Here is a 26,662-nt window from a genome sequence, read left to right on the forward strand (position 1 = left end):
TTAAAAAATTAAGTTGTTTTTGGATTTTAGTTTATCTGTACTTATTTCATACGCTGCCATGACTCGTGGCAACATAAGTATGTTTTTAATTAATTTGCTTGTGTCAAATTCCTTATCCGTTTCTATTTTTAATAGATAATCAACGTCTTTATACTCAGGTATTAACCTTGGTTTAGTATACGTTGCTTCGTTTTGGAATAAATCATTATTAAGTATTTGTTGTTGTTCACTGCTGTGGTTAGACACTAATACCCAATACATATCATGAAATTGATCATCCCATTCAAAAAATGGGAATGATTTATTTTCAGCTAGATTAAAATTTTTTCTTGCTCTAACAAATCTTGCCTTAATAGTATCATTTAAACCATATACTAAAGCATAATCTTCTAAAGTAGTATGTAATGCGATAACTATAAAAGATTCGTCGTAAAAATCTTCATTTATTTTATAAATAGCTGCCATACTAAAAGAAAACGGTAAATATAAAACTAATAAGCTTCAATGCCTAGTTTCATAAATCGATTAAAACACAACAAAAGTTATTAAAATGTTAGCATTTTAATATTTTGACTGAAGATTAGTTCTCCATTTTGTCTTGAAGTGCAAAGAATGCTCTTTTTGAAGCTCGTTCTTCTGCTTTCTTTTTTGAAGTAGCTCTTGCTTTTGAAACCACATTGCCACCAATAGAAAGCTTTACGGCAAAATGTTTTAACGGATCATTACCCGTATCTTCATAAACATCAAAATCAAAAGTTTTCTTTTGCTTTTGACACCACTCTATTACCAGACTTTTATAACTGATTACTCTACCCTCCAATTGTTCAATATCCACATAAGGCCCAATTACTCTCTTTTGAATAAATTTTTCGCAGTAACTATATCCTCTATCTAAGTAAATTGCACCTACCAAGGCCTCAAAAACATTCCCATGTATATTTTGACCAAAATGAGATTTAGGTATTCTACTTTCTACAAAGTTTATTAATCCTAAATCTTTTCCTAATTCATTTAGGTGTTCGCGACTTACTATTTTAGAGCGCATTTTAGTAAGGTAACCTTCGTCTCCTTCTGGAACCTCTTTATAAAGATGTTTTGAAATTATGGTTCCTAACATAGAATCTCCTAAGAATTCTAACCGCTCATAATTCATTGCATTTCCGTTATCATCTTTTTTATTCATTGACCTATGCAAAAAGGCCTTTTTATAAAATGATAATGTTTTGGGTTTAAATCCTAAAATTTTGGTCACCCCCAAAAAAAAATCCCCATCCTCTTTTGGATGGGAATTAAATAAGTTTGTGGGAAAAGACATAAAACTATTAATCTAATTTTTTAAAAACTACACACGCATTATGGCCACCAAAACCAAATGTATTGCTCATAGCCACTTTCACATCTCGTTTTTGAGCTTTGTTCAATGTAAGGTTTAAACTAGGATCTATGTTCTCATCTACCGTAGTATGGTTAATTGTTGGTGGTACTATACCATGCTCCATTGCCAAAATTGAAGCAATTGCCTCAATAGCACCTGCAGCACCTAATAAGTGCCCGGTCATTGATTTGGTAGAATTGATATTTATATTCTTAGCGTGATCTCCAAATACTTGGGTAATTGCCTTAAGTTCTGCAACATCTCCTAAAGGTGTTGAAGTACCATGTGTATTTATGGCATCAACATCTTCTATAGATAAGCCTGCATCCCTTAAACAGTTTTCCATAACACGCACTACTCCAATTCCATCTGGGTGAGGAGCGGTCATGTGGTAAGCATCACTAGACATTCCGCCTCCTGCTACTTCAGCATATATTTTTGCTCCTCTTGCAATTGCATGTTCATATTCTTCTAAAACTAAAGCACCTGCTCCTTCTCCTAATACGAAACCATCTCTGGTTGCATCAAAAGGTCTTGAAGCCGTTTCCGGGCTTTCGTTCCTAGTAGATAATGCGTGCATTGCTCCAAAACCACCCATACCTGCAATAGTTACGGCAGCTTCACTACCACCTGTTACAATAACATCACAATGTCCTAAACGTATATAGTTTAAAGCATCTATCATCGCATTTGCTGCAGATGCACATGCCGAAACAGTTGTGTAATTAGGCCCCATAAAACCATGCTTTATGGATATATTCCCTGGTGCAATATCTGCAATCATTTTTGGTATAAAGAACGGATTGAACCTAGGAGTACCATCTCCATTAGCAAAATTCATCACTTCATTCTGAAAAGTTTCTAAACCGCCAATACCTGCTCCCCAAATAACCCCAACACGAAATTTATCGACTTTTTCTAAATCTAATTTAGAATCAAGAATGGCTTCATCTGACGATACAAGTGCATACTGTGCAAATCTATCCAGCTTACGGCCTTCTTTTCTGTCAAAATAATCTTCGGTGTTGTAATTCTTTAACTCACACGCAAATTTAACTTTGAACTTTTCTGTATCGTAATAGGTTATTGGTGCAGAACCGCTTTTGCCGTTTACCAATGCATTCCAATATTCCTCTATATTATTACCTATTGGGGTAAGTGCCCCCAATCCTGTAACTACAACTCGCTTTAACTGCATTTAACTTCTTATTTGTTTAAATCTAAACCAAGCGTAAATTAAAAAAAATTATCCATGTGGAGCATTTACCACATGGATAATTTGAATTCTATCTAAGAATACATGATTTACTTAGCTTCTTGTATATAGCTGATCGCTTGACCAACAGTTGCGATATTTTCGGCTTGATCGTCCGGAATTTGAATATCAAATTCTTTTTCGAATTCCATTATCAACTCAACTGTATCCAATGAGTCCGCGCCTAAGTCGTTAGTAAAACTAGCTTCCGTAACTACTTCGTTCTCATCAACTCCTAATTTATCAACGATGATAGCTTTAACTCTTGATGCAATGTCTGACATAATAATATTTGTTTTAAAATTTAAATTGAAGGCAAAAATAAAAAACTTTGGTTTAATTACACTAATTGTCGTTAAAATGTATGGTAATTTAATAAAATTAAAGACAAGTGCACTAATTTTACCATATTAATATTTTATTTCGGTAACGTTGCAAAAAGGTATTGAAGAAGTGGCGAGGTATTAGAACTATAATGTTATTCGTTTTTTTCTAAATTCTGACAAGCTAATTTGTTTACTTTTTAAATCCGAAATTAATTAATTTCTTGCTCTCTTATTAAAGACCATTTCTATTGAAAACCAAACAAATTATTCTTTTTGCCTCGGGTTCCGGGTCTAATGTTGAAAACATTGCCAACTATTTTAAATCTCGAAAGGACGTTACTATATCCTGTGTTTTAACTAACAAAAGCGATGCCAAAGTCATTGAACGGTGCAATAGACTTGGAATAAATGCACTTTTTTTTAACAGACAGGCCTTTTCTAAAAGTGATTTTATTTTAAAAATGTTGCAATCTCTTCATCCAGACCTTATTGTTTTGGCAGGCTTTCTTTGGAAAATGCCCGAAGCTATTACAAGTGCCTTCCCAAATAAAATTGTAAACATACACCCAGCACTTTTACCAAAATATGGCGGAAAGGGTATGTACGGTATGCATGTTCATACTGCTGTAAAAGAGAATAACGAAAAAGAAACAGGCATTACTATACATTATGTAAACGCTAATTACGATGAAGGCGCAATAATAGAACAGGCAAAAACTGTCATAGAAAGTAATGACACGGTAGAAAATATCGCTTCTAAAGTACACCAGTTAGAATATGAATACTTCCCAAAAGTTATTGATGCAATTTTATTGAAACAGTAATGGCGAAAAAAGGAAAATTCTATGTCGTTTGGAAAGGCAAAAAGCCCGGTATTTTTGATTCTTGGGCAGCATGCAAGAAATCTATTACTAACTATGCGGGTGCCGAATACAAATCTTTTGAATCTTTTGATGCTGCAAAAAAAGCCTACAATGGCAATTATGCAGATTTTAAAGGAAAGAAGAAAACAGGACCCACATTATCTAAAGAAGAATTAATACGCATTGGCCAGCCTAACTACCATTCAATTTCTGTAGATGCAGCATCTAGTGGAAATCCTGGTGTTATGGAATACCAAGGTGTAGACACTAAAACTGGTAAAAAATTATTTAGACAAGGTCCTTTTCCGCAGGGCACGAATAATATAGGTGAATTTTTAGCCATTGTTCACGGGCTCGCATTTTTAAAAGAGCGCAACAGCGACCGCATTATTTATACGGATTCTAGAACGGCAATGAGCTGGGTTCGCAAAAAGAACTGTAATACCAAATTGACTGCATCTACAAAAAATAAAGACTTATTTGAACTTATAGATAGAGCAGTAAACTGGTTAAAAAATAATCAATATACTACAAGGATAGTAAAATGGGAAACCAAGGCTTGGGGAGAAATACCTGCCGATTTTGGTAGGAAATAATTGGGATTTTTGCTCTCTTTAATACTTTAGTATACCATTACTATCTGTAATCAAAAAACGATTTTAATTAGCCAGTCAAATCCCTATCTTTGCAGCTTAAATTTTTTACAATTTTATGGGTAAACTTTTAATAGTAGGTACTGTTGCTTTTGATGCCATTGAAACTCCTTTTGGCAAAACGGATAAAATATTGGGGGGTGCCGCTACGTATATTGGTTTAGCTGCATCGCAATTTGAAGTAGATTCAGCTATTATTTCAATTGTCGGTGATGATTTTCCACAAGATTATTTGGATTTATTTACAGAAAGAAATATTGATATTACCGCACTTGAGATAGTTAAAGGTGGAAAAACCTTCTTTTGGAAAGGTAAATACCATAACGATCTAAACTCAAGAGACACTTTAGTTACCGAATTAAATACCTTAGCTGACTTTAACCCTGTTGTCCCGGCTGCTTATAAAGATGCTGATGTTGTAATGTTAGGTAATCTTCACCCAATTGTTCAGCTAGGTGTAATTAATCAGATGAAAAAACGACCAAAACTAATAGTATTGGATACCATGAATTTTTGGATGGACAATGCTTTAAACGATTTATTGGAGGTCATTAAACATATAGATGTCCTTACTATTAATGATGAAGAGGCAAGACAATTAACCGGAGAATATTCTTTAGTAAAAGCAGCTCAAAAGATATTTACAATGGGACCTAGATTTGTAGTAATTAAAAAAGGAGAACATGGTGCTTTATTATTTAATGAAGACCAAATATTCTTCGCCCCAGCTTTACCTTTAGAAGAAGTTTTTGACCCAACAGGTGCAGGTGATACTTTTGCAGGTGGTTTTTCGGGTTACTTAGCCGCCAGTGACGATAGTTCTTTCGAAAATATGAAAAAGGCAATAATACACGGATCTAACCTTGCTTCTTTTAGTGTCGAGAAATTTGGTACAGAAAGAATGCTTAAGTTGGAACATAAAGAAATTAGAAATAGACTACATCAGTTTAAAAAATTGACCCAGTTTGAAATTGAATTACAATAATCCCCTAGCCCCTTTTTTATGGGGTTTTTTTAATACCAAAAGCAATGAGTGACGCAATTAAGCATGAATGTGGTATATCTGTAATACGGTTATTAAAACCTTTAGAGTATTACAAGGAAAAGTATGGAACAGCATTTTATGGTGTAAATAAAATGTATTTAATGATGGAGAAGCAGCATAACCGAGGTCAAGATGGTGCAGGTTTTGCCAGTATTAAACTAGATGTTAAAGCTGGTGAGCGTTACATGAGCCGTGTACGTTCTTGCCAACAACAACCCATACAGGATATTTTTGCTCAAATAAATGACCGTATTAATTCTGAACTTAAAGAACACCCAGAATATGAAGACAATGTGGCATTACAAAAAAAGCACATACCATATATAGGTGAATTACTTTTAGGTCACGTACGTTATGGTACGTTCGGTAAAAATAGCATCGAAAGCGTTCACCCCTTTTTAAGACAGAATAATTGGATGCACCGCAACCTTATTGTTGCAGGTAACTTTAACATGACTAATGTTCATGAACTGTTCGATAATTTAATTCAGCTAGGTCAACATCCTAAAGAAATGGCCGATACGGTTACCGTAATGGAGAAAATTGGTCATTTTTTGGATGATGCAGTGGCTAAGTTATACAAGCAAATTAAAAAAGAAGGATACACAAAACAACAAGCATCTCCTATTATAGCAGAGCGATTAAAAGTATATAAGATATTAAGAAGGGCTGCTAAAAACTTTGATGGTGGATACGCTATGGCTGGTTTACTAGGGCATGGTGATGCTTTTGTATTAAGAGACCCTAGCGGAATAAGACCTGCCTATTATTATAAAGATGATGAGGTTGTAGTCGTAGCTTCTGAAAGGCCTGCAATACAAACTGTATTTAATGTTCCTTTTGAGGAAGTAAAAGAGCTTGATCCCGGTGCAGCTATTATTATTAAAAAGAATGGCACTAGTGCCATTAAACAAATTCTTGAGCCAAAGGAGCGAAAAGCTTGTTCTTTTGAACGGATCTATTTCTCCAGGGGTAGCGATAAAGAAATATATCAAGAGAGAAAAGCTTTAGGTAAGCTTGTTTTTCCTCAAATATTAGAGGCAATTGATGAAGATATCAAAAACACGGTATTCTCATTTATACCTAATACCGCTGAAACTTCTTTCTATGGTATGGTAAAAGAAGCCCAAAACTACCTAAACAAGAAAAAGGAAGAACAAATACTTGAATTGGGACCTAAAATTACAGGAGAGCAACTACATGAAATTTTAGAAGTTCGCCCGCGTATAGAAAAAGTCGCGATTAAAGATGCTAAACTTAGGACTTTTATAACCCAAGATAGTAGTAGGGATGATTTAGTTGCCCATGTTTATGATATATCTTATGGATCTGTAAAGGAAGGGGACAATCTCGTAATCATTGATGATAGTATAGTTAGAGGCACCACGCTAAAGAAAAGTATACTTAGAATTTTAGACCGTTTGTCTCCTAAAAAGATTATAGTGGTTTCTTCTGCTCCTCAAATTAGATATCCTGATTGTTATGGTATTGACATGGCAAAACTAGAAGATTTCGTTGCCTTTAAAGCTACCTTGGCCTTACATGAAGACAACAACTCTATGCATATCGTAGAAGATATTTATAAAAAATGTTTGTCTCAAGTAAAAAATAAAGATATAGACGTAATTAATTATGTTAAAGAATTCTATGCTCCATTTACAGCTAAACAAATTTCTAAGAAAACTGGCGAGCTATTAAGTCCGGAAGGAATTAATGCAGAAGTCTCTATAATTTATCAAACTATAGAAAGCTTACATGAAGCCTGTCCTAAAAATTTAGGAGATTGGTATTTTACCGGAAACTACCCGACCCCTGGTGGAAATAGAGTGGTAAACCGAGCTTTTATAAACTTTTATGAAGGAAATAACGAACGCGCATATTAACGTATTTGTTGATGAAATCAATGCTATTTTGGTATTTCATCGATAAAAAGTGTATTTCATCGACAGAATAGCCTATTTGAATTAACCAGCTTTACTTTTAACGCTACCATAGCATAAGTAGGTTAAGTTCATGGTAAGATTTGGGGCAAAAAAGGTGGAGACTTCTCCACCTTTTTTATTTACAACCTTTTCATATAAATAAATCTTAGAACATATTTCAATTAAAAGCTCTGTTTATCGTATAATGAGGATTTTAGCCAATGCTTATTATAATCTTTAATTTGACTAATTTCTTTGGATCATCATAATATAAGTAGATTAAGTTCATGGTAAGATATGGGGAAAAAACGGAGCCATGCTCCGTTCTTTTATTTTATACCAATTGAAACTTCTAACTCTTTCCTAAACTAGTCTCATTAATACAGATTAGGCATTACACCTAATCTTCTTGACATTGAACGGAATACTTTTAATAAAATGAATGTGACCATTATCTTTGGAGGACCATAGCATAAGTAGGTTAAGTTCATGGTAAGATTTGGGGAAAAGACGGGGCATGGCCCCGTCTTTTTATTTTATACCAATTGAAACTTCAAATTCTATCCTAAACTTATCCCGCAAATACACATTAGGTATTACACCTAATCTTCTTGACATTGAACGGAATACTTTTAATAAAATGAATTTCACCATTATCTTTGGAGGACCATAGCATAAGTAGGTTAAGTTCATGGTAAGATTTGGGGAAAAGACGGGGCTATGCTCCGTCTTTTTATTTTATACCAATTGGCTTATCTTAAAAGTACCATCTCATTAGCAACTGCTACTATAAATTACCCATTACCTAAAAAAAGAAATTTTTTTTCTTAAAATTTCTTTTTTTATTTACTCAATACCAGTAATTTAGTATCGCCATAGCATAAGTAGGTTAAGTTTATGGTAAGATTTGGGACGAAAAGGGTGGAGACTTCTCCGCCCTTTTCTATTTTTAAAATAAAAAAACCACTTAAGTTGTTATCCTAAGTGGTTTCTTACAAAGTAGTTAAGGTAAATAATACCTAATAACTATTTGTTATTTGTATATAATTTTGAAACTTCATCCCAATTAATGATATTAAAAAATGCCTCAATATAATCAGGTCTTTTATTTTGGTAATTTAGGTAATACGCATGTTCCCACACATCTAAACCTAAAATTGGTTGTCCACCACAACCAACTCCTGGCATTAATGTGTTGTCTTGATTTGGTGTAGAACACACCTCTACTTTACCTCCTTTGTGAACACATAACCATGCCCAACCAGAACCAAATCTAGTACCTGCAGCTGAAGAAAATTCATCTTTAAATGCATCAAAAGAACCAAATGCAGTGTCAATAGCACTTGCTAATTCGCCACTTGGCTTACCACCACCATTTGGTGATAATATGGTCCAGAATAAAGAATGATTATAAAAACCACCACCGTTATTCCTAACAGCGCCATTATTCATGTCTAATCCTTTTAAAATATCTTCTATCGATTTCCCATCTAAAGCGGTACCTTCTATAGCTGCATTTAACTTAGATGTATACCCGTTATGATGTTTAGTATGATGTATTTCCATTGTTCTTGCGTCAATATGAGGCTCAAGGGCGTCATAAGCGTAAGGCAATTTTGGTAGTTCAAAAGCCATAATTTATGTGTTTTAAGATTTATATTAATTGTCTTCCAAAGTTACGAATTTTAACATTTATATTCTTCTAATAATTTGTTAAGAACTGTACAGGAATCCTTAATTTGCAGTAAAAACCGTGTCTAGCAATTCTTTTACCATATATAATGCTTCTGCAGGGTCTGGCAAAACCTATGCCTTAGCTAAAGTATATTTGAAAATTATACTAGATTCACCTCAAAATTTTAGAAAAATTTTAGCAATCACATTTACCAATAAAGCGGTAAATGAAATGAAACATAGAATTTTAGATAGCCTTTATGAATTTTCTAAAATTAACTCACCTAATGAAGCTACCCCTTTATTTAAAGATATTATTAATGAAACCGGCTTCACTTTTGAAGAACTACCAGCGTTAAGTAAGCTTCGATTAAAGCAAATACTGCACAATTACGCCTTTTTCGATATTTCTACCATAGACAAGTTTACACATAGACTTATTAGAACCTTTGCAAAGGATTTAAAAATTCCTCAGAATTTTGAAGTTGTCTTAGATGTAGATTTACTATTACAGGAAGCGGTTGAGCGAGTTATTGGCAAGGCCGGTGAAGACCCAGAATTTACCAAAGTACTTTTAGATTTTGCCCTAGAAAAAATAGAAGATGACCGTAGTTGGGATATTGGATATGACCTACTAAAAATAGGCAAGCTTATTTTCGATGAAAACAACGCAGAACACCTTAAGCATCTAAAAAATATTGAGTTAGGGGACTTTCTAAAACTTCAAATTCACCTTAAAACAAAAACAAAATCTTTAGAGGTAGAAATTAGTACATTAGCTACCACATCCCTTAATGAAATCACAAACTTTGGCATCGAATTCAAAGATTTTCCTAGAGAAACATTACCAAATCATTTTAAAAAAATAGTAGAGGGAAATTTTAACCCTACAACACTCTATAATAACAAACTAGAAGAAAACCTTATTGATGGTAAAATATTAAAAGCAACTATTAAAAATCCTCCCTCGGAACTTTCCCCTAAACTGCTTTATTACTATCAGGCTATCAAAAAGCTGATTTATAAAAGAAGTCTCTTTTCAAACATCAATAGAAACATTGTTCCTTTTGCACTATTAAACGCTATTCAAAAAGAACTTAAAATTATTCAGGAAGAAAAAGACCAACTATCAATTTCAGAATTCAACACCCTAATTGCAAATGAAGTAAAAGACCAACCTGCTCCGTTCATTTATGAACGTCTTGGCGAGAAATACAGACATTATTTTATTGATGAATTTCAAGACACCTCCCAAATGCAATGGGAAAATTTAATCCCATTAATTGGTAATGCCATGGAGGGAGAAGATGAACTAGGAAATTCAGGTTCTTTATTCTTAGTAGGTGACCCAAAACAAGCAATATATAGATGGCGTGGTGGTAAAGCAGAACAATTTCTTGAGTTAGCCACACATCAAAAACATCCATTTACCGTAGCGTCCGACTTGGTATCCTTGCCTAAAAACTATAGAAGTTATTCCGAAATCATAAATTTCAACAATTCCTTTTTTCAAAGTATAAGTCCGTTTTTAGAAAATACCATGTACCAAGACTTTTTTAAACTTGGTAATATGCAAGATACTAATCAAAAAGAAGGTGGTTTTGTACAACTAAGTTTATTGCCAGAAGAAAGTGACGAAGAATATGCCCTGTCAACCCTTTCTGCTATTAATAAAAGTTTGGCAATTGGTTATGCCTATAATGATATATGCATTATTATTAGAAAAAAGAAACACGGACTGTTCCTAGCTGATTTTTTAATGCAGAATAATATTCCGGTAATTTCTTCAGATTCGTTACTTCTAAGTGAAAGTGACAAAGTTTTATTTCTTGTGCAGCTTTTACGTTACATAGTACAACCAAAAGAACTAGAAATACAATATGAAATTTTAAAGTTTTTATCTGCAAAAAAGAATGATAAGCATACCTACATTTATGAAAACTTAAATAATCTCGATACTCATTTACTAAAGGCATATGGCTTTGAGACAAGTAAATTAAGACAATATACAGTTTTCGACGGCCTTGCCTATGCAATTAAAATATTTGACCTGATACCTGAATCAAATGCGCATATCACTGCATTTATGGATTTGGTATTCGACGTAGAACAAAAATTTGGCTCAGATATACAGTCATTTTTAGACTATTGGAATAAAAAAGGAAGCTCAATAAGCATAAGTACTCCTGAAAATTTAAATGCCGTACAGATTATGACCATTCATAAATCGAAAGGATTAGAGTTTCCTGTAGTTGTTTTTCCTTATGCCAATTCAAATATATATGAGGAGATTGATCCCAAATTATGGCTTCCGGTAGCTAAAGAAGATTTTCTTGGTTTTTCAGAAATACTCATAAATAAAAAGCAAGAAGTACAAGAATACGGCGAAATTGCATCATATTTATATACTCTGGACCATCAAAAATTACAGTTAGATGCATTTAACCTTTTATATGTGGTGCTTACGAGAGCAGTTAACACGCTGTTTATTATCAGTACTCATGCATTAGATAGCAAGGGGAATCACAATTCTAATTATTATTCTGGACTTTTTATCCATTTCTTGAAAAATAAAGGGATATATCTACAAGATAAATTAGACTATGAATTTGGAGAATTAAAAGCCACTAATCCTAAAAGTTCAAAAATTAACGACCAAATTAGTATACCGTATATATACACAAGTAAAAATAGACCCGATTTTAAAATTTTAGCTTTGGCAGGTACACTTTGGGATGAGGGTTTAGATGTTGCTATTAACCAAGGAAATGTAATTCACTACATTCTAAGCGCTATCCATACAACTACAGACCTTAATAGAGCAATGCAAATAGCTTTACAAAAAGGACTTATAAAGGAACAGGAGATAAAATTTTTAAAAGAAATTATTAAAAAAGTTATTTTTCATAAAGATTTAAAGCATTTTTACGAAAATGGAGTAGAAATCCTTAACGAGAGAGACCTTTTAATTGCAGACGGAAGTATAGAAAGACCTGATAGGGTAGTACTTAAGGATGGTCATGCAACCATAATAGATTATAAGACAGGTGATCGTAATCCTAAATATCACCACCAAATAAATGCTTATGCAAATAGTTTCAAAAGCATGGGTTATATAATAGATCATAAAATCATTGTTTATATTAACCAGGAAGTAGAATTAGAATATATATAAAATATGTACGGAAAAATTAAGGAACACTTACAACAAGAAATAGAGTCCATTAAAAATGATGGACTTTTCAAGGAAGAAAGAATTATTGTATCTCCGCAAGATGCTGTAATAAAAATAAATACCGGTAAAGAGGTTATTAATTTTTGTGCTAATAATTATTTAGGCCTTTCCTCTCATCCAGATGTTATACAGGCAGCTAAAGATGCTATGGACACTCATGGCTTTGGCATGTCATCAGTAAGATTTATATGTGGCACGCAGGATATTCACAAAGAATTAGAGAAAAAAATAGCACATTTCTACGATACCGAAGACACCATATTATATGCTGCTGCATTCGACGCCAATGGCGGAGTATTTGAGCCCTTATTATCGGCGGAGGATGCTATAATTTCAGACTCATTAAATCATGCCTCTATTATTGATGGTGTTCGTTTATGTAAGGCCATGAGATACCGATACGCCAATAGCGATATGCTGGATCTTGAAGAACAGCTTAAAAAAGCAAACGAGGACGGTGCACGATTTAAGATTATAGTTACGGATGGCGTATTCTCCATGGATGGTATTGTTGCGCCTTTAGATAAAATATGTGATTTAGCTGATAAATATGATGCACTTGTAATGATTGACGAATGCCACGCTGCAGGATTTATAGGTGAAAAAGGAAAAGGCACTTTAGAAGAAAAAGGTGTAATGGGCAGAATAGACATTATAACAGGTACTTTAGGCAAAGCGTTAGGTGGCGCAATGGGTGGCTACACTACGGGTAAAAAAGAAATCATAACTTTATTAAGACAACGTTCAAGACCTTACTTATTTTCTAACTCACTAGCACCAGCTATAGTTGGCGCCTCCATTAAGGTATTTGATATGTTAGAAAATGACACTTCTCTACGTGATAAACTTCAAGAAAACACCACTTACTTTAAAAAAGGAATCATTGCGGCAGGTTTTGATATTGTTGATGGTGATTCTGCCATTGTACCGGTAATGTTATATGATGCAAAATTATCACAAGAAATGGCAAATAAGTTATTGGAAAAAGGTATCTATGTAATTGGCTTCTTTTACCCAGTAGTACCTAAAAATAAAGCACGTATAAGAGTACAGCTATCAGCAGCACACACAAAAGAACATTTAGATGCTGCAATTAAGGCATTTACAGAAGTAGGAAAAGAACTGAAAATCGTTTAAAAGCTATTTTATTCTACTAAATGCGTTAAAAAAAATAGGAAATTGATTTTGTTAATAATATTTAACAAGTTACATTTGCAGCTAATAAACACTTAAACTTAAAAATTTGAACATGAAACATCTTAGCAAATTATTGGTTGTTGCCCTACTTGTAGTAGGAATTAACAGCATACAAGCGCAAGACGAGAATAACCCTTGGCAAGTACAATTTGGGGTTAATGCCATTGACGTATATCCTACTTCGGATGTAAGTTCTTTTGGTAATGAATTCTTCAATGTGAACGATCACTGGAATATTTTACCTTCTGTCTCTTATGTAGGAGTATCTAAATCAATCGGGGACGGCTTCTCTATTGGAGCAAGAGGATCTCTAAACAAGATTAGCAAATTAGGTGACGTTAGCGTTGATGATCTTTCTCACTATGCTGTAGATGGGACTATAAAATATGATTTAATCAAAAAAACTACTGTAATCGATCCTTTCATTGAAATAGGTGGTGGTTATACTTGGATTGATGAGATCGGAGCTGGAACTGTAAACGGAGGTGTTGGTCTTAACATCTGGTTCTCTGAAAACTTAGGTCTTACTTTACAATCTTCATACAAGCATGCTTTCGAAGATTACTTAGCACCACATTTCCAACATTTAGCTGGTATTTCAGTTAAATTTGGTGGTACTGATACTGACGGTGATGGTATCTACGATAAAGATGATGCTTGTCCAGAAGTTGCTGGTCTTGAAGCATTCAATGGTTGTCCAGATGCTGATGGCGATGGAATCGAAGATAGCAAAGATGCTTGTCCTAACGAAGCTGGTTCTAAAGAAATGAACGGTTGTCCTGATGCTGATGGCGATGGTGTTGCCGATAAAGATGATGCTTGTCCTAACGAAGCTGGTCTTCCTGCTTTAGCTGGTTGTCCTGATGCTGATGGTGACGGTGTTGCTGATAAAGATGACGCTTGTCCTTCTGAAGCTGGTCCTGCTGATAACAAAGGTTGTCCATGGCCTGATACTGACGGTGACGGTGTATTAGATAAAGATGATCAATGCCCAGAAGTTGCTGGTACAGTAGCTAACGCTGGTTGTCCTGAAGTAACTGAAGAAGTTCAGAAGCAATTAAATGATTATGCTAGAACTATCTTATTTGATACTGGTAAATCTTCTATCAAAGCTGAATCTACTTCTGTAATGGTTGACATTATCACAATCCTTAAAGAATACCCTAACGCTAAGTTTACTGTTGAAGGTCATACTGATAGCGTAGGTAGCGAAAAATTAAACCAAAGCCTTTCTGAGTCAAGAGCTCTTTCTGTAAAAGAATTCTTAGTAGATAAAGGAATCGAAGAGTTTAGATTATCTGCTGTAGGTTATGGTGAGTCTAAGCCAATAGCTACAAACAATACAAGAGCTGGTAGAACTCAAAACAGAAGGGTAGAAATCAACTTAGTAAAATAAGTTAAAACAAACCTAAGTGTTTTAATAAATAAAAGCTCCGCAATATTGCGGAGCTTTTTTATTTTTACACTATGCAGAGTTTTATACAAGATGTAGTACAGGACGTTTTAAAGAATACCCCAGACACTGGCAATGTAATTTTTATTTTGCCCAGTAAACGTGCCGGCGTATTTCTTAAAAAAATATTATCACAATCACTTACAAAGACCGTAATAGCCCCTGAAATCTATAGTATTGAAGATTTTATAGAAAAGGTTTCTGGCCTTGTTACCGCAAATACCACTACACAATTATTTACCTTATATAACGCCTATTTAAAAGTTGGTATATATGAAAAAGAATCTTTCGACTCTTTTTTAAAATGGGGACAAATATTATTACAAGATTTTAATGAAGTAGACCGATACTTAGTAGATGCCGCAACCCTATACCAAAATGTAGCTGCAATACAAGAAGTTAACCACTGGTCATTGAATGCTGAAAAGTCCGAAATGATTGAAAATTATCTTCATTTTTGGAGACATCTTGAAAAAATCTATAATCAATTCAACGCTCTTTTACTTGAACAAGAGCTAGGGCACCAAGGTTTAATTTACAAAACATCTGTTCTTGAATTGCCCAACTATCTAAAAACGAACAATAAAAAGCATGTTTTTCTAGGGTTTAATGCTCTTAATACAGCTGAGAGTATCCTAATACAAACTATTCTTGAAAAAACTGATGCTGCCATCTATTGGGATATAGATCCTTATTTTATAAAAGATAACATACATGATGCAGGGTATTTTATTAGAAATTATAAAAGCACCTGGAATGTTCTCAAAGAAAAAACACTAAAAGGACTTACTACTTATTACAACACTAAAAAACATATTGAAATTGTAGGAGTACCCAAAAACATAGCTCAAGTAAACTTTGTAGGTAACCTACTTTATAAGATTCAAAAAGAAACGCCAGAGATATTAAGTAATGCCGCCATTGTTTTAGGAAATGAAGAAATATTAAATCCGTTATTAAATTCCATACCCGAAAATATACCCGCAACAAATATTACTATGGGACAAAAACTAGAATCTACCACGTTAGCTAGTTTTTTTACAAACCTTATAGAATTTCATGAACAGAAAATAGAAAAAGGATGGTTCTACAAGCATTTATTGAACTTATTGACTCATTCTTATACCGTATTATTATTTGATGCCAATGAAGTTTCTACCGAATCCTTGATAACTAAAATAAAAACAAATAATTGGACTTATATCACCAGTAATAAAATCACAGAATTAATACCTCATAATAGTACCATCTATTTATTATTCAATGACCTAAAGAATAATCCTAACGCTTTAATTGAAAATTTTTTAGCACTTATCCATGCCATTAGAACTATTGAATCTGTTAAGACTAATTCATTGTTATTAGAGCAGCTATATAAATTTTACACCCTCTTTAATCAACTTAAAGAACTTTGTAATACGTACAATTACGTTAACAACTTAAAGAGTTTAAAACATCTTTTTAAACAGTTACTTAGTTCGGAAACCTTAGATTTTCAAGGAAACCCCATAGAAGGTATTCAGATCATGGGAATGTTAGAAAGTAGATTGCTAGATTTTGAGACCATTATAATAACTTCAGTAAATGAAGGTGTACTACCCTCAGGAAAATCTAACAATTCTTTTATTCCATTTGACCTAAAATTTAAAAACGGATTACCTACATATAAAGAAAAGGATGCCGTCTACACCTATCACTTTTACAGATTACTACAGCGTGCAAAAAACGTTTACATTTTATATAACACAGAACCAGATGCCCTTGAAGGCGGAGAACGTAGTAGATTAATTACACAACTGCTTACTGACGAGAACAGAACAGACATTATTGAATATATAGCGACACCTACTATTCAATCTATTACTAAAACGTTAGAAAAAGTTGAAAAAACTAAAAACTTAATCGCTCTAATAAAAGAAAAGGCAGGCAAAGGCTTTTCACCAAGTTCATTAAGTAATTATATAAGAAACCCTATTGATTTCTATAAACAGAATTTACTGAATATTAATGAAGTAGTACAGGTTGAAGAAACTTTGGCAGCAAATACCTTTGGCACCATTGTTCATGACAGTCTTGAGGAACTTTACACCCCTTTGTTAAATATAAACCTTACTGTAGATTTATTAAACGGTATACGAAAGAACGTTACTTCTATAGTTAGCAAGAATTTTGAAAAGACCTTTAAAGAAGGAAATATCAGTTCGGGTAAAAACTACATTTCATTTCATGTTATTCTAAAATACATTCAGACTTTCATTGATGCTGAAATAACAGCATTAAAAAAGCATAGCATTAAAATTTTAGCACTAGAACAATCCTTATCAGTACCTCTAGAAATTGCCGGATTAGATTTCCCCATTATCTTAAAAGGAAAATTAGACAGAGTAGATGAATTTGATGGTATAACCCGTATCATCGATTACAAAACAGGGAAAGTAGAACGCAGGAATGTGGAAATTATGGATTGGGAAATTCTTTCAGAAGAATATCAATATAGCAAAGCGTTTCAATTACTATGTTACGGACTAATGTTTTTTAAAACCCACCCTACAGAAAACCTTTCTATTCAAGCCGGAATTATTTCATTAAAGAATTTTGCCGAAGGCACGTTGCTATTCGCACAAAAAGAATCTGCCCGAGGAGCCAAAGATCATATCATAAATAATGAAGTGATTGTTGATTTCGAGCAGATACTTGGTCAGTTAATCACAGAAATTTGTAATCCTGAAATTCCGTTTACAGAAAAAGAAGTGTAACCTTATTTTTTATCAGGTCTTGTTGGCCTTATCTCTATTTTACTAGGCAAGGTTCTTTCATTCATTTTTAATAGATCTACTACCAGTTGACCTATATCTTCTGGTTGTATTTTCCATGCGTCTTTTTCACTTGGTTCATTATCGTTAAAATGAGTTGCGACCGAGCCTGGCATAATCGTAGACACTTTAATATCGTACTGGCGTAAATCTAACATAGCAGCTTGTGTAAAACCTACTACACCAAATTTAGAAGCATTGTATCCCGCACCGTTTGCAAAAAAATTTGTTCCCGCTAAACTAGCTAATGTTATGTAGTATCCTTTCGATTTTTTTAATCCTTCAACCGATGCTTTTAACGTATGAAAAACCCCGTTTAAGTTTACATCTATCATTTGATGCCACTCTTCGGCTGTCATCTCATCTATGGGTGCAAAATTACCGACACCAGCATTTGCCAGGACCACATCTATATGTTCCCATTTCTCTATTATTTTTGTAACAGCTTTATTCTCATCTTTCAATTTAGACACATCTGAAACAATACCTAAAACAGCATCGCTATTAAATTCCTTAAGTGCCTGGTCTACACTGCTCTGAGAACGACCACTAATGGCAACTTTCATCCCTTCATTTACTAATGCTTTTGCTACACCAAAACCAATACCTTTGGTACCTCCTGTAATATAAGCCACTTTATTTTTTAAATCTTTCATCATTCAATTTTAAAATTAGTACAAGTTACCAATTCTCTTATTTTTTAGTTGTTGTTTTAGATTAAGAATTAATGCTATTCATTTATTATATTTAACCATCACTTAATTCTCACTAATGAACAGAATAATCGTTTGGTCAATAACGGTAGCGCTTGCAGGTTTTTTATTCGGATTTGATACCGTTGTAATTTCCGGAGCAAACGAACCCATTAAACAGTTATGGAATACTTCTCCATTATTTCACGGAACCTTTATCATGAGTATGGCATTATGGGGAACTGTTGTTGGTTCTCTTTTTGGTGGTATCCCCACTAATAATTGGGGCCGTAAAAAAACATTGCTTTGGGTTGGTATTCTTTTCTTAGTATCTGCATTAGGTTCTGCTTTGGCCCAAGACCCGTATTCATTCTCTGCATTTCGTTTTATTGGTGGTGTAGGTGTAGGGATTTCTACTGTTGCCGCACCAATTTATATTTCTGAAATTACATCAAAAGAGAATCGTGGCAAACTTGTGGGACTGTACCAATTCTGGTTAGTATTTGGTATTTTAATTGCTTTTGTATCTAACTGGTTGCTTAAAGATTTTGATGGCGCAAATGATTGGCGTTGGATGCTGGGTGTTGAAGCCATACCCGCCTTTATATACACCGTAATGGTATTAACCGTACCAGAAAGTCCAAGATGGTTGGCCTTGAATAAAAAGGATGATGCCGGAGCATTAAAAATTTTAGAAATTATTTATCCAAAAGAAACGGCAGCAAGTCATTTGCAAGAGATAAAGACCGACCTAAAAACTACTACCAAAAGCGAAAGTCTGTTTCAAAAGAAATATTCTAAAGTTCTTTGGCTTGCGTTTTTTATTGCATTTTTCAATCAGCTATCGGGTATCAACTTTGTGCTGTATTACGCACCTGAAATTTTAGAACAAGCGGGATTGGGCGGTAAAGAATCCCTTTTCAATTCTATTGCCATTGGTATCGTTAATCTGGTTTTTACCTTTATAGGCATACGTTTGTTAGATAAACTGGGCAGACGGCAACTAATCATCATTGGGTCTATCGGCTATATTATAAGTTTAATAATGGTAGGTCTTTGTTTTCAAATGGACCTTGGCTCTACACTTACGCTAACCTTTATCTGTACTTTTGTTGCTTCTCATGCTATTGGGCAAGGTGCGGTAATTTGGGTATTTATCTCAGAAATTTTTCCAAACAGTGTTCGTGCATACGGGCAATCTTGGGGTGTTAGTGTCCATTGGGTGTTTGCTGCAATCATTACCTTAATTACTCCGTTTTTCTTGGATTCTGTACAAGGTGTATTGAAGGATCATGTTTGGTACATTTATTACTTTTTCTGTGCTATGATGGTATTACAACTCATTTGGGCAATTACCAAAATGCCGGAAACCAAAGGGGTATCATTGGAGGAGTTGAGTAAGAAGTTGGTGAAGGAGTAAGTAGATTGCAAATAAACTTTAGATAACTTAACTCAGGCGCTTTACAGGAGGTTTTATTTTCATTAGTTTTTTCAACGCCAATTAATGAGAATGAAGGTCTTTTGAGATTTAAATATATTCGCTGAAGACTCCCAGAAAAATAGGTCCTAAAATTCCATTATATGTATTCTAGAAACTGGGCTCATTATCCCTTTTTTTAAACAAGTTGAATATGCCCATTACTTTAGTTTTATCTGCTTAACCACAGAAGTAAGGGGTATTGCAAAAACACCGTCATCATTTAATAAGAAAACAATTTCTTTAGTCTTGCCAATAAGCTTACCCTTCTTTATTTCATTATCCACTAGAGTAATGGTAATATCTCTTTGATTAGTTATTTTCTCCTTGGTGTATTTTCCATAAAAACTAGCAGATAAAAATAAGTACGTAATAAAACTTACAGCTATTACCGCCATTCTGTATTGTTTAAACCATTTCTTTTTATCACGCCCAAAATTCATTTTTGAATATGATTTAGGCCATTTTTTTTGCCATAAATAATCTAGGTAAAATAGTGTGGAAATAAATAGTGTTGATGCTGCTGCAAAAAGGATAATATAAAAATCGGAAAAGGGTGCAATCAAAAAATCAAATACATCTCCATAATCAAAAATATTGATGCCGAATTCAGCATACTTTTTATAATTAAAAATCATTCCGATAGCAACGGCCAAGAGATAACACACCGTAATTACAGTTTGTATTTCCTTTATAATTAACTCATAAGTATCTTTTATTAAGCCTTCTTTCATTTTTTAAAAATAAAGATAAAGATTGAGTGAAGTAAATTGCCCAGATAAATCCAATAAAAAAAGCTCATAGAATCTTTTAAGCCTAGAATAGTAGAGTCTCAGATTAAGGAAGAATTTGTTTGTTTTTTACCTTAGTTCTTTGTTGTGCATGGTTTTTATTTCGCGTGATACGTTTCAAATTCTATTTTCCAAGAATTATCTTTCTGTTTTTTCCATAATACAATCCAAGTACCAATATTTTCTATTGTATCCTTTGTCGCTTTTTTTATAAATATTTCATTAAAAGTGTTGTAATGAAATACTTGATTGTCAGAAACGCTAATTATTGGTTTTCCGCGTTCTTTTAAGATTACATCATATCTGTTATAAATATCTTTCCATTCTATCCTTAATGAATCTGCATATTTTTCCTGAACAGTACCATCATCTGAAGCAAGTTTGTATTCATCTTTGTAAAAGTCAACCCATTTAAGGTCAGATTTTGTATAAACTCCATATAAGTCTTCAATCGTTTTTCTTATTTCAGTTTCACTATCTAAATCAGTAGCTTCTTTTTCGAGTTCAAATTCCGTTTTACTCTGTTCTCCACAACTTTGGATTAAAATAAGAATCCAAACTCCAAATGCAGATTTAATTAAAATCTTTAAATAATAATTTTTCATAGTTCTTGGGTTTTTAAATTGTATACATCGTTTGAGCAAAGCGTAACGCGGAGGCTAGGAAACTTCGTTTAAATCTTCGCAAAAAACTAAAGCTCATTGTCAGTTGACTATACAGGTTTGATTTATTGTTACTTGTCCAAGAATAAATCCATTGCCGATAGCTAAAGGGATTAGGGCACAATAAATATATCTAGACCACAATTATAAAATACATCTTCATTTAACTATAATAGCCTAATAATCATAATTTTTAATCCATATTACAATCTTAAATGATTGATATTATTACTAACCAAAAAACAAAAGAATTACTTGCTCAAAGCTTTTAGAATACGTTCTTCATTTATTACAATATCCCTAAATAATACATGAGGAAACTCTGTGTAATTAGAACTTTTAAAAGATTCTAATATTTTGGATAACGTTGATGCCGTTAAAAGAGATAAATTCATTTCGGTATCCATTTCACAATCTGTTACAAAATCATCACTGAATTCTGGTGCTACCAATAGTATCTTAACAATACGCAAGTTGTTTTTTAAAGCTAAATTTTGATAAGATTTTAATTGTCTTGATACAGTACTAAATTTGTTATAACCTCTCTCTTTACTCGTCTTACATTCGACAATAATAATCTCATCGTTTCCTAAATTCAAAAGAATGTCAATCATATCCTTTTGAGTGTTTATTTTACTTTTTAAAGATTCATCTATATTAAAACCTAAACCTTTAAAAATTACTTTTGTCAACTCTTCAAACTTTAATCCTAACTCACTTTCTTTGACTGTAATACCATTCTCTTTTAATAAGTTTAAATCTCTAAAAGCTACATTGGAGTAATTTTCTAAATAAAGATTTTCAACATCTTTATAATGTTCAAGAATATTTAAAATATCATCTCCTCTTTGTTTAATTCCATTGTCCTTAATGAATTTTGTCAAGTCAGGTTTTATAATTAAATCAAGAATATCTCTTGGTTTAATATTATAGTCCAATAGATAATCCCCTTTCAATACAAATTCATCTTGCAGTTCAAATTGTGCCCTTATTTCTTTGTTTAATTTAGGTAGAGATTGATTTAATTCAACTAGTAGTTTATCAAAACCATCTAAAGATATTCCCACTTTTTCGTCTCTTTCCACATTTTCAAAATGTTGAATTAAACTACCAATTTTATCTTCTAAAACACTTCCTTTCAGATTCACAATATTCAATCCCTTCTCACATAATTCATTTAAAGTTTTTTTCTTTTCAGTCAATGTGCTCCCTGGTTTGTAAATATCCTCAAGTAGTAAACTGGTGAAAGAAACACCTTCCTTAAGTATTTCCTCAACCTTTTGAGAAGAAGACAATTTCCTGTCAATATTGTGGTCCCTTGCAATTTGATTTATAATAGGGTCTCTTAATAATTTTAATGTTCTTCTATAAAATTTGGTAGCTACCTCCTTTTTTCTGATAGTACGTAATAACCGAACCATTTCATCTGCTACATAAATAGTATTCTCTTTATTAGAGTAAAAAATAACCCCTATATTCTTAAGACTCTTTATTACTTCTTGAATGTCAAATTTTTTAATAGGAATAATTGAATAGTTAATCAGTTTAACCTCTTCTTGAGAAAGACCTAATTGGTTTGCAAGAGTTAGGATAATTGATAATTCATCTGAGGTTATTTTTGCATCCCTGTTGTTTTCAATATCATTTTGATAAGCTGTATGTAAACAAGATTTATAAATTCTATAATCTCTTTTTCTAACTATACTTAACTCAGACTTTTCATCTTCAAAATCAGAATTAAGCCCTTTAATTTTATTTTTTAGCTTTTTTATTTCTGTTTCATATAATCTAGAGAACCAATCTTGCTTCATTATGCAATTACCATCGCGAATAATTATGTCTATTAAAATATCTAATTGTGAAGTAATTTCCTGGAACTCACATTCAATATAAGATTTAAACTCAATAGATGTTAAATTGAAAATTCTAGAAATATTTTGATTATCAACGGATTTCAAGCCTTTGTCTGATGAACTTAAAATTTTATCAATCTCCTTTCCATTTTTTGGATTCTTAGATATGATATTATCAATAATCTTAATAAATGAATTTTTTTCGATGGACCCTAACTTATCTAATATACTCTCTAGTTTCATAAGCCTAAATACCTTGTTATTATTAATTCTGAATAGAAATTTTAAGCAATAAATTATTGCTTCCAAAACGGCAGGGGAAATAGTGTTTTAGAACCGAACAACAAGGTAGTATTTTTCTTTAGTATAGATTTACGGTTATCCGTAAAGAAAAGTAGAATAACATTTTCAGCTTGCTACGCTAAAGTTGCATCTAACCATTTTGTATTCAAGCCTTTTACCAATAACCATAGCGGCAAAACTAATTGAACCAAACCAATGGGTAAAAGCATATTCATGCTAATCCCATCTCCTAAAATAGAAGCTAATAGCTCAGTAAACATTAGCAAAACCGCGACAATCCCAAAACCTGAGATTATTCTTGGTATTAGTTTCGTTCTAAAAAAAGCAACATATAAAACAAACACGGAGAAGCAAGAGGTCAGCAGACTTAAATAGTGTGTCCACCAATGTTTTTGGGAATATATAGGTGCCATAGACTCCAACACACTCTTATTTACCTCAACATTAGTTACATATTCCTTGCTTAGCTCAAGCATAGCCACAACGCTGGTATTGTCAATACTAATAGCCACAAAATCTAGGATACTAAAAGCAACATACAAAACAGCCAGGGAAGTGCTCTGTTTTTTAAATACAGGAAATAACAATGCCGAAATAAGAATAGAGAACAAACCACTTACACAACCAAGCAAAACCGAAATAATTAGCTTATTGGAATTAGGCGCTGCAGTTATTAAAAAGTCATCGGAAAATAGAATGGGTCCCTGAAAAAATTGATACACCAAAATACCCATTACAAAAATGAGTAAAAATAAAAGTCCAACTCCCATACCTAGATTGTTAATTGATTTCATGGTCTTGATTTTTGATTGATTGATTATAAGACGTTTGCGTCCTATAATTGTTACAGAAATCGATAAGAAATAGGAGTTAGGAAAAATAATGAGTACCTAACAATAAGCAATACATTACTTTCTTTATTAATTACATCCTGAATTTTCTGGTAACCATAAGATTTGGTCTTAACTGAATTCTGACATTAATTCGGATGTAAAACCTATAACTTCACCCTTAAAGTTTCTCACGAATTAAACATAACCGACTACTGGGTTACAGCTTATCTTCATAAGCAATTAATCCTCTCCAAATAGCAATGAACTCTTGCACCCTGTCCTTATCTAGCTCTGTATTCACAAGTAGTAGCTTACCAATTTTGGTTTTTTCATTAAAGAACATGTGGGTGACTACACTTGGGTCTCCGCCTGTATGCCCTATTTGCCCTTTTGAAGACATCCCCATAAAAACACCCATATTATATTCATCGTTATACTTACTTTCGCTCCTGTCCTTATGGTTTTCATCTGTTAATTGAGGGTCAAATAGCACTTTATAGCTTTCAGTGGATAGTAAAGTGCCATTTCCTGCATAGCCTTTTATGATTTCGGACAGATACTTTGCCAAATCGTGAGAAGAGGTAATTAATCCACCGTCTGGGTAATTTACTAGCTTATACAGTGCCAGTTCGGTATCTTTATCTGCATACAGTTTTGAGTGTTTCGTGAAATCTATCGCATCAAAAGACCAACCGGAATTGGACATTTTTAATCGGTCAAAAATGTATTTTTTAGTAAACACAGGAAAAGATTCTCCCGTAGCCTGTTCTAACACATACGCTGCCAAACCTGCGCCAATATTGGAGTAATTAAACATGCCTCCTGGTGGGTACTTGGAAAATGTTTTCTTTTTATACCATTTACCATCTTCACTCAGAATATCTTTTAGAAAATCGCCCATTGACATCATTTCATCCGGACTTAAAAAATTGCCATTTACTTTAGCATTCCCATTTTCCGCTTCTTTAAGTATGTAACCTTTTTTCTCATATTCTGAAGGATCTTTTATACCCGAGGTATGGCTAGCCAATTGCCGAATAGTAATAGGTGTACTCGCAAACTTTGGGTGTACAACTTTAAAAGGCAAGTAGTCATTTATTGGGTCATCCAATTTTAGTTTACCTAATTCTTGTGCCTTTAATAATGCCAACCCAATGAAGGTCTTAGAAATTGAACCTATATTCTGAACTGTGTTTTCTGTATATTTTTTGTCTATCTTTTTATCTGCAAATCCAAATCCTTTTTCATACAAAGTCCCTTCTTCACTTACGACGGCAACAGAAAAACCAACTACTGCGCCATTTTCAGAAATTTGCGTTAATTCTTTGGTAAGTAACCTAGCAATAGAATCATTCCTTTGTCCATAAGTCTGGCAACATATTGCGAATAAGAGTACAAGAAAACTAAATTTTTTCATGTATTTATTGATTTTTTGGAGTACAAAACTCCATAAGAAATCCGTTAAGATCTTGCAAGTACACTACTTTTTTTTTCATGGTTTTTCTTTAACAGGTTCATAAGCAATCATCGCTGTATTAATAGCATTCTGAAAGTCTAATTCAATGGTTTCTGATGTAAAACAAGCGTTACACAAAAGCTATCTAATAAAATAATAAGGTTTTCTGCACATTCTCAACATAGACTATGGTGTATGTAAACTTCATTATAGCCAGATATCTTTATAGTAATACCCACAATTTAACGAATATAACATAAATAGTTTAGTGCAATCTATAAGTGATAATCTTCTATTTACAATCCCATATAGGCTTCAGAATTTAAACCCTTTAATTATCAAATGGCAGAAACAAAAAAAGCCTCCACATCTGTGAAGGCCTGTATTTACTGGTGGAGAATACCGGATTCGAACCGGTGACCTCTTGCCTGCCAGGCAAGCGCTCTAGCCAACTGAGCTAATCCCCCGTAATTATATTATTTTTTCGCCACCTTCTTCCTGCAGCAGATTTTAAATATTTTTCTCTTAATCTAGCTTCTTGTTTATTATTTAATTCTTCCAAATGAACAACTCTCCATGGCATAAAAGCTTTAGTGCTTTTTACTTTACCAAAATTATGGCATTTCAACCTAGATTCCATATTATCAGCTATACCAACATAAAACCTTTTAAATTTATCACTATAGATTACATAAATAAAACTCATTACAACTAATATCGCGCTCCCCGCCCGAACGTTCCGTTAGGTACGGGCGGGTAGCCAACTGAGCTAATCCCCCGCTTT

At 33.2% G+C, this 26,662-nt stretch carries 21 protein-coding genes and 1 tRNA gene; 9 read left to right on the plus strand and 13 right to left on the minus strand.

Going from position 1 to position 26,662, the window contains the following annotated elements; translation table 11 throughout:
• From BTR34_RS07585 to BTR34_RS07600, 4 genes are all read right to left on the minus strand, one after another.
• On the minus strand, positions 1-465 hold the full coding sequence (locus tag BTR34_RS07585) for an IPExxxVDY family protein (protein WP_068485494.1): 465 nt from the start codon (positions 463-465) through the stop codon (positions 1-3).
• 115 nt (positions 466-580) lie between these two features.
• On the minus strand, positions 581-1,315 hold the full coding sequence (gene rnc / locus BTR34_RS07590) for a ribonuclease III (protein ID WP_068485496.1): 735 nt from the start codon (positions 1,313-1,315) through the stop codon (positions 581-583).
• 7 nt (positions 1,316-1,322) lie between these two features.
• Positions 1,323-2,573, minus strand: coding sequence for a beta-ketoacyl-ACP synthase II (fabF, locus tag BTR34_RS07595; RefSeq protein WP_068485498.1), 1,251 nt, complete (start codon positions 2,571-2,573; stop codon positions 1,323-1,325).
• A gap of 107 nt (positions 2,574-2,680) precedes the next feature.
• The gene (locus BTR34_RS07600; RefSeq protein ID WP_068485500.1) at positions 2,681-2,914 is read right to left on the minus strand and encodes an acyl carrier protein; all 234 of its coding nucleotides are present in this window, start codon (positions 2,912-2,914) and stop codon (positions 2,681-2,683) included.
• A gap of 290 nt (positions 2,915-3,204) precedes the next feature.
• On the opposite strand from BTR34_RS07600, the gene purN reads away from it, so the two are divergent.
• The 4 genes from purN (at position 3,205) to BTR34_RS07620 (ending at position 7,400) form a co-directional block, all read left to right on the plus strand.
• Positions 3,205-3,780 carry a phosphoribosylglycinamide formyltransferase gene (gene purN / locus BTR34_RS07605; protein ID WP_068485501.1) on the plus strand — a complete coding sequence of 192 codons (576 nt, stop codon included), beginning with the start codon at positions 3,205-3,207 and terminating at the stop codon, positions 3,778-3,780.
• A complete protein-coding gene (locus tag BTR34_RS07610) occupies positions 3,780-4,415 on the plus strand; it encodes a ribonuclease H1 domain-containing protein (RefSeq protein ID WP_068485502.1) in 636 nt (211 codons plus the stop codon). Before purN ends, BTR34_RS07610 begins: the two co-directional genes overlap by 1 nt.
• Before the next feature lie 115 nt (positions 4,416-4,530).
• The gene (locus BTR34_RS07615; protein WP_068485504.1) at positions 4,531-5,457 is read left to right on the plus strand and encodes a PfkB family carbohydrate kinase; all 927 of its coding nucleotides are present in this window, start codon (positions 4,531-4,533) and stop codon (positions 5,455-5,457) included.
• A 44-nt stretch (positions 5,458-5,501) separates the two neighbouring features.
• Positions 5,502-7,400: an amidophosphoribosyltransferase gene (locus tag BTR34_RS07620; protein ID WP_068485506.1), complete on the plus strand. Its 1,899-nt coding sequence runs from the start codon at positions 5,502-5,504 to the stop codon at positions 7,398-7,400.
• Between the two features lie 1,065 nt (positions 7,401-8,465).
• Here the strand turns inward: BTR34_RS07620 and BTR34_RS07625 are convergent.
• Positions 8,466-9,074 (minus strand): superoxide dismutase, encoded by a 609-nt coding sequence (locus BTR34_RS07625; protein ID WP_068485508.1) that lies wholly within the window; start codon positions 9,072-9,074, stop codon positions 8,466-8,468.
• 118 nt (positions 9,075-9,192) lie between these two features.
• Between BTR34_RS07625 and BTR34_RS07630 the strand changes: the two genes are divergently transcribed.
• The 4 genes from BTR34_RS07630 to BTR34_RS07645 all read left to right on the plus strand — a co-directional run bounded on the left by BTR34_RS07630 (position 9,193) and on the right by BTR34_RS07645 (position 17,754).
• On the plus strand, positions 9,193-12,288 hold the full coding sequence (locus tag BTR34_RS07630; RefSeq protein WP_068485510.1) for a UvrD-helicase domain-containing protein: 3,096 nt from the start codon (positions 9,193-9,195) through the stop codon (positions 12,286-12,288).
• A 3-nt stretch (positions 12,289-12,291) separates the two neighbouring features.
• Complete coding sequence (kbl, locus tag BTR34_RS07635; protein WP_068485512.1) at positions 12,292-13,485, plus strand: glycine C-acetyltransferase; 1,194 nt, start codon at positions 12,292-12,294, stop codon at positions 13,483-13,485.
• Between the two features lie 112 nt (positions 13,486-13,597).
• Complete coding sequence (locus BTR34_RS07640) at positions 13,598-14,941, plus strand: OmpA family protein (protein WP_068485513.1); 1,344 nt, start codon at positions 13,598-13,600, stop codon at positions 14,939-14,941.
• Positions 14,942-15,012: 71 nt separating this feature from the next.
• Entirely contained in the window at positions 15,013-17,754 is a 2,742-nt protein-coding gene (locus tag BTR34_RS07645; RefSeq protein ID WP_068485515.1) for a PD-(D/E)XK nuclease family protein, read from the plus strand.
• 2 nt (positions 17,755-17,756) lie between these two features.
• On the opposite strand, the gene BTR34_RS07650 is transcribed toward BTR34_RS07645, so the two are convergent.
• A complete protein-coding gene (locus tag BTR34_RS07650) occupies positions 17,757-18,467 on the minus strand; it encodes an SDR family oxidoreductase (RefSeq protein ID WP_068485798.1) in 711 nt (236 codons plus the stop codon).
• Positions 18,468-18,582: 115 nt separating this feature from the next.
• On the opposite strand from BTR34_RS07650, the gene BTR34_RS07655 reads away from it, so the two are divergent.
• Positions 18,583-19,923, plus strand: a complete 1,341-nt coding sequence (locus BTR34_RS07655) for a sugar porter family MFS transporter (protein ID WP_068485517.1) — start codon at positions 18,583-18,585, stop codon at positions 19,921-19,923.
• A gap of 218 nt (positions 19,924-20,141) precedes the next feature.
• Here BTR34_RS07655 and BTR34_RS18915 read toward each other — a convergent pair whose 3' ends face one another.
• From BTR34_RS18915 to BTR34_RS07690, 7 genes are all read right to left on the minus strand, one after another.
• Positions 20,142-20,714 (minus strand): hypothetical protein, encoded by a 573-nt coding sequence (locus BTR34_RS18915; RefSeq protein ID WP_068485519.1) that lies wholly within the window; start codon positions 20,712-20,714, stop codon positions 20,142-20,144.
• Between the two features lie 155 nt (positions 20,715-20,869).
• The gene (locus BTR34_RS07665; protein ID WP_068485521.1) at positions 20,870-21,376 is read right to left on the minus strand and encodes a hypothetical protein; all 507 of its coding nucleotides are present in this window, start codon (positions 21,374-21,376) and stop codon (positions 20,870-20,872) included.
• A 308-nt stretch (positions 21,377-21,684) separates the two neighbouring features.
• On the minus strand, positions 21,685-23,529 hold the full coding sequence (locus BTR34_RS07670) for a hypothetical protein (RefSeq protein ID WP_068485524.1): 1,845 nt from the start codon (positions 23,527-23,529) through the stop codon (positions 21,685-21,687).
• 173 nt (positions 23,530-23,702) lie between these two features.
• On the minus strand, positions 23,703-24,383 hold the full coding sequence (locus BTR34_RS07675) for a DUF4386 domain-containing protein (protein WP_068485526.1): 681 nt from the start codon (positions 24,381-24,383) through the stop codon (positions 23,703-23,705).
• Between the two features lie 256 nt (positions 24,384-24,639).
• Positions 24,640-25,839, minus strand: a complete 1,200-nt coding sequence (locus BTR34_RS07680; protein ID WP_068485529.1) for a serine hydrolase domain-containing protein — start codon at positions 25,837-25,839, stop codon at positions 24,640-24,642.
• Positions 25,840-26,268: 429 nt separating this feature from the next.
• Positions 26,269-26,345, minus strand: a tRNA-Ala gene (locus BTR34_RS07685).
• The gene (locus BTR34_RS07690; RefSeq protein ID WP_068485530.1) at positions 26,336-26,584 is read right to left on the minus strand and encodes a GIY-YIG nuclease family protein; all 249 of its coding nucleotides are present in this window, start codon (positions 26,582-26,584) and stop codon (positions 26,336-26,338) included. Before BTR34_RS07690 ends, BTR34_RS07685 begins: the two co-directional genes overlap by 10 nt.
• Between the last annotated feature and the right edge of the window lie 78 nt (positions 26,585-26,662).

It is taken from the genome of Maribacter hydrothermalis (assembly GCF_001913155.1).
Taxonomy (GTDB): domain Bacteria; phylum Bacteroidota; class Bacteroidia; order Flavobacteriales; family Flavobacteriaceae; genus Maribacter; species Maribacter hydrothermalis.

Coding starts and splice junctions, on each gene's coding strand:
- BTR34_RS07585 (WP_068485494.1), bottom strand. CDS start 465: ATGGCAGCTATTTATAAAATAAATGAAGATTTTTACGACGAATCTTTT.
- rnc (WP_068485496.1), bottom strand. CDS start 1,315: ATGTCTTTTCCCACAAACTTATTTAATTCCCATCCAAAAGAGGATGGG.
- fabF (WP_068485498.1), bottom strand. CDS start 2,573: ATGCAGTTAAAGCGAGTTGTAGTTACAGGATTGGGGGCACTTACCCCA.
- BTR34_RS07600 (WP_068485500.1), bottom strand. CDS start 2,914: ATGTCAGACATTGCATCAAGAGTTAAAGCTATCATCGTTGATAAATTA.
- BTR34_RS07610 (WP_068485502.1), top strand. CDS start 3,780: ATGGCGAAAAAAGGAAAATTCTATGTCGTTTGGAAAGGCAAAAAGCCC.
- BTR34_RS07615 (WP_068485504.1), top strand. CDS start 4,531: ATGGGTAAACTTTTAATAGTAGGTACTGTTGCTTTTGATGCCATTGAA.
- BTR34_RS07620 (WP_068485506.1), top strand. CDS start 5,502: ATGAGTGACGCAATTAAGCATGAATGTGGTATATCTGTAATACGGTTA.
- BTR34_RS07625 (WP_068485508.1), bottom strand. CDS start 9,074: ATGGCTTTTGAACTACCAAAATTGCCTTACGCTTATGACGCCCTTGAG.
- kbl (WP_068485512.1), top strand. CDS start 12,292: ATGTACGGAAAAATTAAGGAACACTTACAACAAGAAATAGAGTCCATT.
- BTR34_RS07640 (WP_068485513.1), top strand. CDS start 13,598: ATGAAACATCTTAGCAAATTATTGGTTGTTGCCCTACTTGTAGTAGGA.
- BTR34_RS07645 (WP_068485515.1), top strand. CDS start 15,013: ATGCAGAGTTTTATACAAGATGTAGTACAGGACGTTTTAAAGAATACC.
- BTR34_RS07650 (WP_068485798.1), bottom strand. CDS start 18,467: ATGAAAGATTTAAAAAATAAAGTGGCTTATATTACAGGAGGTACCAAA.
- BTR34_RS07655 (WP_068485517.1), top strand. CDS start 18,583: ATGAACAGAATAATCGTTTGGTCAATAACGGTAGCGCTTGCAGGTTTT.
- BTR34_RS18915 (WP_068485519.1), bottom strand. CDS start 20,714: ATGAAAGAAGGCTTAATAAAAGATACTTATGAGTTAATTATAAAGGAA.
- BTR34_RS07665 (WP_068485521.1), bottom strand. CDS start 21,376: ATGAAAAATTATTATTTAAAGATTTTAATTAAATCTGCATTTGGAGTT.
- BTR34_RS07670 (WP_068485524.1), bottom strand. CDS start 23,529: ATGAAACTAGAGAGTATATTAGATAAGTTAGGGTCCATCGAAAAAAAT.
- BTR34_RS07675 (WP_068485526.1), bottom strand. CDS start 24,383: ATGAAATCAATTAACAATCTAGGTATGGGAGTTGGACTTTTATTTTTA.
- BTR34_RS07680 (WP_068485529.1), bottom strand. CDS start 25,839: ATGAAAAAATTTAGTTTTCTTGTACTCTTATTCGCAATATGTTGCCAG.
- BTR34_RS07690 (WP_068485530.1), bottom strand. CDS start 26,584: ATGAGTTTTATTTATGTAATCTATAGTGATAAATTTAAAAGGTTTTAT.